We start from the raw sequence: 9937 nt of genomic DNA on the forward strand, positions 1-9937 counted from the left end.
GGGGGGAGACCGCCGCCCGCCGTCGAAGGACCCACCCCTAGCATGGCCGCGTGCAGCCAACTCCCCTTCACGCCGCCCATGACCGCGAGATCGAGTCCCTCGCCGAGTTCGACAAGGTCGTCTCGGAGCACGGCTCGCTGGCCCGGTTCCGCGTCCAGGCCGTGGATCTGACGGACCGTACGGACGCCCTGCTCGCCGTGGACACCGCGGGCGCCGTCTTCCTCGGCTGCCCGATGGACCCCGCGGCGGCGGCACGGGTACGGGCCACCGGCGCGCTCGTCTTCCCACCGATACCCGGACTGCCCTTCGACCCCTACCGCGGGCTGCTCTACTCCCCGGACGAGCTCTTCGCGGCGCTCGACGACGGCTACGAGGCGACCCCGGACGCCCGCGCGTACGCCTGGTTCCAGCAGACCAAGGCCGACGGCGACGTCTTCGCCTCGATGCTGCGCGCGATCCACGACGACTCGGTGTCGGACGCGCTCGACGAACTCCTCGTCGGCACCCGAGTGGTGGGCGTGATGGGCGGTCACGCGATGGCACGCGGCACGGAGGCCTACGAGGGCGCCGCCCGCCTGGGGCGCGAACTGGCGCGTGCCGGGCTCACGGTCGCCACCGGCGGCGGCCCCGGCGCGATGGAGGCGGCGAACCTCGGCGCGTACGCCGCCCCGTTCGACGACGAGATGCTCACCGAGGCGCTCAGGCTCCTCGCCGAGGCACCGTCGTTCACCCCCTCCATCGGCGACTGGGCGCGCGCCGCCTTCGCCGTGCGCGAGCGCTGGCCGGACGGCGGCCCCTCCGTCGGCATCCCGACCTGGTTCTACGGCCACGAGCCGCCGAACGCCTTCGCCGCCCACATCGCCAAGTACTTCGCCAACGCGACCCGGGAGGACGGTCTGTTGGCCCGCTCGAACGCGGGTGTCGTCTTCCTGCCGGGCGCCGCCGGGACCGTACAGGAGATCTTCGACAACGCGACCCCGAACTACTACGAGTCGCGCGGTGAGCCCACCCCCATGGTTCTCGTGAACCGTGCGCATTGGACCGAGAAACACCCCACTTGGCCCCTTCTCCAATCCCTTGCCCACGAACGGTCGATGGCGTCCCGGATCGCACTGGTGGACCGGATCGAGGAAGCACCGGAGGCGCTCAAACGCCTCGGCGGTTAATGACAAGGCAAAGCCGTCGGCATGGCGGGGCATATGCATTGACAGCCCTTAGGTGGCACTTATAAACCTGTGAGGCCCGAGGGGGCCCTGTTGACACAGCAGAACCCCCCTTAAACCCCCCGCAGTTGCGCATTCTGTGAAGGGCAATCGTGTCCATATCTCGCCGTACCGCACGTTCCGTGCGAATCCTCGGTGTTGCCTCCGCCACGGCCGCGCTCGCGCTCGGCGTCGCCGGCAACGCCCTTGCCTGCAACATCAGTGAGTTCTCCGCCGAAGCCAAGTGCGACGGCACCAAGGGCATCATCTCCGTCAAGGACGTGGATGCCTCCGGCACTTCGGCGATCGTCTCCGTGTTCCTCGAGAACAACGGTGCCGACGTGCAGAAGGTCGGCCAGCAGGAGGTCAAGGGCTCTCGCGAAGGCGTCACCATCACCTTCGCCGAGGACTGGAAGCCGAACGCCACGTACCGCGTCCACGTCAAGGCCGGAAACCAGGTCGACGAGGACATCAAGGACAACGTGACCGCTCCGTCCACGGCCTGCGCGACCGAGTCGCCTTCGCCGTCGGCCTCGGAGACCCCGAAGCCCTCCGAGACCCCCTCCTCGCCCGCCTCCTCGGGGACGCCTTCCGCGAACCCGTCGGAGTCGGAGAGCAGCGCCGCGCCCGCGACGCCGGGCGACAACGCCCCGTCCCCCGCGGCCGGTAGCTCCAACCTCGCCGAGACCGGTGCGAACTCCAACACGCCGATGATCGCCGGTATCGCCGGTGCCCTCGTGGTGGTCGGCGGCGGAGCGGTGTTCTTCGGCATGCGTCGCCGCGGCGCCTCGAAGTCGAGCTGAACCGCACACCGTACGTCCGCGTGAAACGTGTGGCCCGTCCCTCTCGAAGGGGGCGGGCCACACGCCTGTCCGGGTACGCCGGCTAGCCGAAGGTCGCCCGCTCCAGCCAGAAGTCCAGCAGCTCCCGCTCCCCCAGCACCTCCAACCGCCCGTCGTCCAGCGGCAGTCGGCGGTAGAAGGCGAGCAGGATGTCGGTGAGCGGGCCGCGCAGCGCGACGGTCGCCTTCTCGTGGTCCCGGCGCCAGACGACACCTTCCTCGGTGAGCTCGACGACCCACTCGGCGTCGAGTTCGGGCGGGGTGTCGGTGGCGTGCAGGTGGATGCTGCGGCCCGGGCCGCGCAGTTCGGCCGCGGCGGCGTCGTGCGGCCGCGTCCGCTGCACGAACTGGATGATCCCCAGCCACTCGTCGATCGCGTCCGCGGCCACATCGGGCGCCACCTCGTACGGCAGCCCGGCCGCCAGCGTCGCGTCGGCGCGGTGGATCACCAGCTCGTGCGTCATCCGGCGGGCCCAGAAGCCGGAGCTGAGGTCCCCGGCCCAGGCCCACACCTTGGTGTCGGGCCCCGCCTCGCGCAGCGCGGCGACGAGCATCTCGCCGGTCTCGGCGAGCCAGGCGTCCAGCGCGGCGGGATCGCCCTCGGCGGCGGGTCCCTCACGGAGCGGCACCCGCTCGTCGTGGACGTTCTCCTGCGCCTTCGTGCGGACGATGAGATCGACCCAGCGCAGCGCCCCGCCCGTGTGCCGCACGAGCCGCTCCAGCGACCAGTCCGGGCAGGTCGGCACGGTCGCGGACAGGTCGGCCCCGGACGTCACCACGTCCCTCAGCCGCCGCACCTCCAGCTCGATCGCGTCGCAGTAGCGGTCATGTGCGAGTAGCGTCATGATCCGCACCCTATGGCGCCTACGGCTCCCCGAGCACCACGATTTCGGCTGCCTCGAACGCCACGCCGACCTCGTCACCGGGCGCGGGCGCCTCCCGCAGCGCGCACGCCGCCTCGATGGGCGGCGCGCCTTCCGGCTTCAGCCGTACGGCGACGTGGGTGCCCCGGAAGGTGCGTGCGGCCACGGTGCAGCGCAGCCCGTCCACGGGGTCGACCAGCCGCACCCCCGCGGGCCGTACGAGAAGCGTGCCAGGGCCCTGCGCGGTGCCCTCCGGCACCGGGACCTTCCCCCACGGGGTGTCCGCCAGCCGATCCCGCACCGTCGCCGCGACCACGTTGTCGAAGCCGAGGAAACGGGCCACGAACTCGTCCGCCGGGTACTGCCAGACCTCAAGTGGCGTGCCGGACTGGGCGATCCGTCCCTCGCGCATCACCACGACCCGGTCGGCGAGCGCGAAGGCCTCGCCCTGGTCGTGGGTGACGGCAAGAACCGTCGTGCCCAACTCGCCGAACAGCTGCCGGAGTTCGACGACCAGCCGTTCCCGCAGCGAACGGTCCAGCTGACCGAGCGGCTCGTCGAGCATCAGCAACCGGGGGCGCGGGGCGAGCGCTCGGGCCAGCGCGACCCGCTGCTGCTCACCGCCGGAGAGGGCGGCGACGGCGCGTGCCCGGGCTCCGGGCAGCCCCACCAGCTCCAGCAACTCCTCGACTCGTGCGCCCTGTTGCTCCTTCGACGCGCCATGCATCCGCAGCCCGAAGGCGACATTGCCGCCCACGTCCCGCTGCGGGAAGAGCTGGTGGTCCTGGAACATCAGCCCGACACCCCGCTTGTGCGCGGGCACCCCGGCCTGGTCGCGTCCCGCCAGCAGGACGCGGCCCGTGTCGAGCGACTGCAGTCCGGCCACCGCCCGCAGCAGCGTGGACTTGCCGCTGCCGCTCGGTCCGAGCACACACACGATCTCGTGCTCGGCGACGTCGAGGCCGACGGCGTCGAGCACCGGCCGACCGCCGAAGCGTACGGTCGCTGCCTCGACCCTCAGCAGGGCCTCGCGCGTCCGGGTCCGGGTCTGGGTCCCGGTCCGGGTCCGGGGATGCTCCGTCGTCCCCTCTTGCGCCTCTTCAGTCGCCTGCTTCGCGAGTCGCGCCATCAGAACTCCCCCGTCCGTTCGGTGCGGATGCGTTCCAACAGCAACAGAGCCACCGCGCACACCACCATCAAGATCGTCGAAAGGGCCATCGCCTGGCCGTAGTTGAGGTCACCCGCGCGCCCGAGCAGCCGGGCCACGGCGACCGGCAGGGTCGGGTTGTCGGGCCGCGCGATGAAGACCGTCGCCCCGAACTCGCCCAGCGACACGGCGAAGGCGAACCCCGCCGCGATCAGCAGCGCCCGCCGCACCATCGGCAGATCGACCTCCCGCCACACCCGCCAGGGCGAGGCTCCGAGGACAGCGGCGGCCTCCCGGAGCCGTCCGTCCACCGCCCGGAGCACCGGCAGCATGGTGCGTACGACGAAGGGGACGCCCACCAGAGCCTGCGCGAGCGGCACCAGGATCCAGGAGGAGCGCAGATCCAGCGGCGGTTCGTCGAGCGCGATCAGGAAGCCGAACCCGACGGTCACGGCGGACACGCCGAGCGGCAGCATCAGCAGCGCGTCGAAACCCCGTACGAGACGCCCGGTCATGGGGGTCCCCCCGGTCGAGCGAAGCCGAGACTGGGGGAGGGTGAGCGCGGCGGCCGCCAGACCGCCGATCACGACGGCGATGGCGGTGGCGGCCAGCGCGTACTCCAGCGAGTTGCCGATCGCCGCGATCGGCGCCACCAGGAAGATGCCGCTGTCGGCCGAGGTCAACGCCTTGTAGTACGCGAATCCGTAGCCGCCGGGCGCGTCCAGGGACCGCTGGACCAGTACCCCGAGCGGCAGGACGAGAAGAACGAGGATGCTCGCCAGGACCCCGCCCAGCAGCGCCCACTGGCCGGCCCCGCGCGGCCTGCGCACGGTCACCTCCGGAGCCACCAGGCGCAGGGCGGTCTCCCGGCGGCGTACGGTCCAGGCGTGCACGGCGAGGATCGCGCCGACCGCCACGAACTGGACGATCGTCAGCACCGCCGCGGTCGCGAGGTCGAAGATCTCCGAGGTCTGCCAGTAGATCTCGACCTCGAGGGTGGAGAAGGTCGGCCCGCCGAGGATCTGCACCACACCGAACGAGGTGAAGGTGAACAGGAAGACCATCAACGCGGCGGCGGCCACGGCCGGGCTCAGCGCCGGCAGCGTCACCTTGCGCCAGGCCGCGAACCGGGAGGCACCCAGCATCCGCGCGGCCTCCTCCTGACGCGGGTCGAGCTGCGACCAGAGCCCGCCGACGGTCCGTACGACCACCGCGTAGTTGAAGAAGACGTGCGCGAGCAGAATCGCCCAGACGGTGGTGTCCAGCCGTACGCCCCCCAGCTGGTCGAGGAGTCCGCCCCGGCCCACCAGGGCCAGGAACGCCGTACCGACCACGACCGTCGGCAGTACGAACGGGACGGTCACCACCGCCCGCAGCACCTGCTTGCCCCTGAAATCGAAGCGCGCGAAGACATACGCGCCGGGGAGCGCGATCAGCAGCGTGAGCGCCGTGGAGGCGAGCGCCTGCCAGGTGGTGAACCACAGGACGTGCCGGATGTCGGACTGCGCGAGCACCTCACCGATCCGTCCGAACCGCCAGGCCCCGTCGATCTTGAGGCCACGGGCGACGATCGCGGCGACGGGATAGGCGAAGAAGACGGCGAAGAACGCGACGGGCAGGGCCATCAGCCCCATCCGCGTCGCGCTCTCCTTGCGGCTCCTTCGAGGCGCTACTTCAGTACGAGCGAGGTCCACGACTTGACCCACTGGTCACGGTTGGCGGCGATCTTGGCGGGCGCCAGGGTCTCGGGGTTCTTTGCCTGCGGGCCGAACTTCACGAACTCCTCGGGCACCTGGGCGGTCTCGCGGACCGGGTACACGAACATGTTCAGCGGCATGTCGTCCTGGAATTTGACGCTGATGAGGAAGTCGAGAAGCGCCTTGCCACCCTTGGTGTTCTTCGCGTTGCTCAGCAGCCCCGCGTACTCGACCTGGCGGAAGCAGGTGTCGCTCGCGACCCCGGTCGGCGCGGTCTTCGGCTTCGGGTCGGCGTAGATCACCTCGGCGGGCGGGGAGGAGGCGTACGAGACGACCAGCGGCCGGTCGGCCTTGGCCTTCTTGCCGCCCGCGGACCCGGAGAACTCGTCGTTGTAGGCCTGCTCCCAGCCGTCGACCACCTTCACGCCGTTGGCCTTGAGCTTCTTCCAGTAGTCCTGCCAGCCTCCCCCACTCTCGGCTCCGCTCGAGCGGGAGGTGCCCCCATCCCCGTACTTCGCGGCGGTCCCGAGCAGGAAGCCGAGGCCGGGCGAGGACGTGGCCGCGTTCTCGGTGACGAGGAGGTTCTTGTACGCGGGCTTGATCAGGTCGTCGAAGGAGGCCGGCGGGGCCAGCTTGTGCTTGCTGAAGTAGGCCTTGTCGTAGTTGACGCAGATGTCACCGGAGTCGATGGGCGTGACCCGGTGCCTGTCCTGGTCGATCCGGTACTGCTGGACGATCTGGTCGGAGCCCTTGGCCTCGTACGACTGGAACAGCCCGTTGTCGAGCGCGCGGGACAGCAGGGTGTTGTCGACGCCGAAGAAGACGTCGCCCTGCGGGTTGTCCTTGGTGAGGATGGCCTTGTTGACGGCCTGCCCGGCGTCGCCGTCCTTGAGGACCCTGACCTTGTACCCGGACTGCTTCTCGAAGTCCTCCAGCACGCTCTTCGACACGGCCCACGAGTCGTGGCTGACGAGCGTGACGGTCTTGGAGTCCCCGGCACCGCCGCTGTCGGAGGACCCGCACGCGGACAGCGTGACGAGGCCCAGCCCGATGACGACGGCCGTGGTCGTCCTCTTGGTGATCACTGAATTCCTCCTGGGATGACCAGGAAGAGACGCGGCCCTGCCCGGGATCCTCGGAAGGTTCCCGGGCAGGGCGCAACAGCTTGAGTGATGCCCGAACTTCCTACCCAGAATGACCTGGGCAAGGTTCAGAGGGTCTGCGGCCCACCGGTGCTCCGGCTACCGCACTCTCAGCGCTGTGGCGCTCCCCTGTCGGAATATGAAGATGTGGTTGGACCTCGCCAGATTACCGCTCGGTGGCGGCGAGCTGACCACAGGCTCCGTCGATCTCCTGGCCCCGGGTGTCCCGGACGGTCACCGGCACCCCGTGAGCCGCGATGGCCTCGACGAACGCCTTCTCGTCCTCGGGCCGCGAGGCGGTCCACTTCGAACCCGGTGTCGGGTTCAGCGGGATGAGGTTGACGTGTACGGGCTTGCCCCTGAGCAGCCGCCCGAGCCGGTCACCACGCCATGCCTGGTCGTTGATGTCCCGGATGAGGGCGTACTCGATGGACAGGCGACGCCCGGACTTGGCCGCGTACTCCCAGCCTGCGTCCAGCACCTCGCGCACCTTCCACCGCGTGTTGACGGGGACGAGGGTGTCGCGCAGCTCGTCGTCCGGGGCGTGCAGCGAGATGGCGAGGCGGCACTTGAAGCCCTCGTCGGAGAACCGGTGGATGGCGGGCACCAGCCCGACCGTCGACACGGTGATCCCGCGCTGCGAGAGCCCGAGCCCGTCCGGCTCGGGGTCGGTGAGCGCGCGGATGGCGCCCACCACTCGCTTGTAGTTGGCGAGCGGCTCGCCCATGCCCATGAAGACGATGTTGCTCAGCCGCGCCGGGCCGCCCGGGATCTCGCCGTCCCTGAGGGCCCGCATCCCGTCCACGATCTGGTGCACGATCTCGCCCGTGGACAGGTTCCGGTCCAGGCCGGCCTGTCCGGTGGCGCAGAACGGGCAGTTCATCCCGCAGCCCGCCTGCGAGCTGATGCACATGGTCACCCGGTCCGGGTAGCGCATCAGCACGGACTCGACGAGTGTGCCGTCGAACAGGCGCCACAGAGTCTTGCGGGTGGTGTCCTGGTCGGTCGACAGATGCCGCACGACCGTCATCAGCTCGGGAAGCAGCGCCTCCTGGAGCTTGCCGCGCGCGGCGGCCGGGATGTCCGTCCACTCCGCGGGATCGTGCGCGTACCGCGCGAAGTAGTGCTGCGAGAGCTGCTTGGCGCGAAACGGCTTCTCACCGATCGCGGCAACCGCCTCTTTGCGCTCGGCGGGCGTGAGGTCGGCGAGGTGCCGCGGCGGCTTCTTGGCTCCGCGGGGGGCGACGAATGTGAGTTCTCCGGGCTTCGGCATAACCCTTCCAGTGTCGCAGATCAACTCCGCCGGCCCAGGCCAGAGCGGGGTGGGGGCGGTCACCCGTGGGCGGCCTCTGTCAGCTTCGGTCGGCCTCGCACGGCCCAGGGACGGCCCAGCGCGGTACTCGGGCGGACCTTCCTGGCGATGTCAGTGCCGGTGGCTATGGTGCGACGACCATCGAGCGCGACTCATCGGGGAGGGGCCATGGGAGCCAAAACGGGACTGCTCATCTATGCCGACGGCGAGGTGCCGGGCCTGCTGCGACAGGTGGAGGCGGCGGACCTGCCGCGGACGTCCGAGATGATGCGGCGCCTTTACCCGGGCTGGGAGATCGAGCAGCTCTCAGGCTCGTCGCTGGGAGGCGGCGTGTATCCCCCGAAAGACACGGCGTATGCCGCGAGCCGACCGGGCGTGGAGATCGTCTGCGACCAACGGGTAATGATCGACTTCCCGTCCCAGCTTCCCGAGCACCTCGTCGCGGCAAGCGCCGGCCGACGGCTCGTCCTGCACGCCATGCACAGTGTCGTCGACTGGCTCGCGTTCGCAGTGTGGGAGGACGGGCACCTGGTCCGCTCCCTGAGTCTGTCGCCGGACAGCGGCATCATCGAGAACATCGGCGAGCCGCTCCCCTTCGAGCTGCCCTACTGGGCCGGGGACCGTCCCGCCGACGTCGTCCCCTGGCCGGACGAGGACGAAGAGCCGTATCCGCTGCCCTTCCACCCCCTGGAGCTGGGCGAAGACGCGCTACGCGCGCTCTGCGGCTTCGTCCAGGAGGGCCGCCCCGAACCTGACGACATAGACGCATACGGCATCGACCTCCACGGATTTCACGTGCGGGATCCTCACGGGCCTGACCCTGCGGAGGACGAAGCGAAGTTGCGGAGGATCATGGAAACCATGGGGCCGCCGCGCTTCTACAAGCTGGGCCCCGATGGCTCGCTGATCGAGCGCGACGGCCTGTAGCCCACGACCTCTTCGTCCCGAAGCAACTTGAGCAGGCGCTCCACCTTGGGCCCGGGCGCTGCTCACCTGCGGCAACCGTCCAAGGGCGTCCGTGGGTGTCCGACGCTGTGCGCAGGCGTTGTCACGCAGATAGACACTCACCGACTAGGAGGCAGTGTCGTAGGGCACGGCTAAATTGCCCGCATGACTCACAGGGATCCGCTTGTGCCGGCACTCACCGGCCTGGTCGTCGATGTCGTGTGGTGGCTGGAGAGCCGCGGGGACGAGGAAGTGGATCCCGACTCCGCAGTGAAGATGATGGAGAACGTGGGCTGGGCGCTCGTGCAACTGCTCCCAGATCAACGCCAACGGCTCTTGCAGGTACTTGCGGATTTGGCCGAATCGGAGCAAGACCCTGCACGGCGGCAGTTTCTGGAGTCATTCCCCTTCGCCATCGGAATGGTTGAGGACAAAGAGAGCTGAAGTCAGGCCGGTTGGTAGGCGCAGCCCCTCCGGTGTGCCTGAGTAGTCGTCGTGGCCCCTGCCGAGAGGCCTCGGAGGGCTCAGGGATGGCCCAGCCGACAAGCCACTTGGGGGACGCGTAGCGACTAGCGGCTGAGGAAGTAGACGCCGGCAAGGTGCGCGATGTACATCACGCCGATCATCGTGAGGCAGGGCGATGGACCGGTCAATGCCATGGGCGGGGCTGGGATCGTGGTCAAAGCGATCTCTACTCACAGCTTGAGGCCATCAGCTTGGGAAGCGACGGCGCTTGAGGGGCCGAATAGCTTCTGACCTGGGCATTAGTGCTCGGGTGTGGCGCTCGG

9 protein-coding genes and 1 riboswitch are annotated in these 9937 nt (G+C 69.6%); of the genes, 4 read left to right on the plus strand and 5 right to left on the minus strand.

Features of this window, described 5'->3' with window-relative positions:
* Nucleotides 1-50 precede the first annotated feature (50 nt).
* Nucleotides 51-1166, plus strand: coding sequence for an LOG family protein (locus tag KVT44_RS40415; protein WP_217572786.1), 1116 nt, complete (start codon nucleotides 51-53; stop codon nucleotides 1164-1166).
* A gap of 149 nt (nucleotides 1167-1315) precedes the next feature.
* A complete protein-coding gene (locus KVT44_RS40420) occupies nucleotides 1316-2005 on the plus strand; it encodes an LAETG motif-containing sortase-dependent surface protein (RefSeq protein WP_075031243.1) in 690 nt (229 codons plus the stop codon).
* Nucleotides 2006-2087: 82 nt separating this feature from the next.
* On the opposite strand, the gene KVT44_RS40425 is transcribed toward KVT44_RS40420, so the two are convergent.
* The 5 genes from KVT44_RS40425 to rlmN all read right to left on the minus strand — a co-directional run bounded on the left by KVT44_RS40425 (nucleotide 2088) and on the right by rlmN (nucleotide 8165).
* Nucleotides 2088-2888, minus strand: a complete 801-nt coding sequence (locus tag KVT44_RS40425) for a maleylpyruvate isomerase family mycothiol-dependent enzyme (RefSeq protein WP_217572788.1) — start codon at nucleotides 2886-2888, stop codon at nucleotides 2088-2090.
* Nucleotides 2889-2907: 19 nt separating this feature from the next.
* Nucleotides 2908-4035 carry an ABC transporter ATP-binding protein gene (locus KVT44_RS40430; protein WP_217572791.1) on the minus strand — a complete coding sequence of 376 codons (1128 nt, stop codon included), beginning with the start codon at nucleotides 4033-4035 and terminating at the stop codon, nucleotides 2908-2910.
* Nucleotides 4035-5687, minus strand: coding sequence for an iron ABC transporter permease (locus KVT44_RS40435; RefSeq protein ID WP_254650563.1), 1653 nt, complete (start codon nucleotides 5685-5687; stop codon nucleotides 4035-4037). Before KVT44_RS40435 ends, KVT44_RS40430 begins: the two co-directional genes overlap by 1 nt.
* Nucleotides 5688-5722: 35 nt before the next feature.
* The gene (locus tag KVT44_RS40440) at nucleotides 5723-6832 is read right to left on the minus strand and encodes a thiamine ABC transporter substrate binding subunit (RefSeq protein ID WP_190172563.1); all 1110 of its coding nucleotides are present in this window, start codon (nucleotides 6830-6832) and stop codon (nucleotides 5723-5725) included.
* A gap of 82 nt (nucleotides 6833-6914) precedes the next feature.
* Nucleotides 6915-7033, minus strand: a riboswitch (TPP riboswitch).
* 25 nt (nucleotides 7034-7058) lie between these two features.
* Complete coding sequence (rlmN, locus tag KVT44_RS40445) at nucleotides 7059-8165, minus strand: 23S rRNA (adenine(2503)-C(2))-methyltransferase RlmN (RefSeq protein WP_054235438.1); 1107 nt, start codon at nucleotides 8163-8165, stop codon at nucleotides 7059-7061.
* A 207-nt stretch (nucleotides 8166-8372) separates the two neighbouring features.
* Here rlmN and KVT44_RS40450 point away from each other — a divergent pair, with 207 nt between their 5' ends.
* Both KVT44_RS40450 and KVT44_RS40455 read left to right on the plus strand, forming a co-directional pair.
* Nucleotides 8373-9131, plus strand: a complete 759-nt coding sequence (locus KVT44_RS40450) for a hypothetical protein (RefSeq protein WP_217572795.1) — start codon at nucleotides 8373-8375, stop codon at nucleotides 9129-9131.
* A gap of 204 nt (nucleotides 9132-9335) precedes the next feature.
* The gene (locus tag KVT44_RS40455; RefSeq protein WP_308314237.1) at nucleotides 9336-9593 is read left to right on the plus strand and encodes a hypothetical protein; all 258 of its coding nucleotides are present in this window, start codon (nucleotides 9336-9338) and stop codon (nucleotides 9591-9593) included.
* Nucleotides 9594-9937: the final 344 nt, after the last annotated feature.

Source organism: Streptomyces sp. GbtcB7 (assembly GCF_019091445.1).
Lineage (GTDB): Bacteria > Actinomycetota > Actinomycetes > Streptomycetales > Streptomycetaceae > Streptomyces > Streptomyces mirabilis.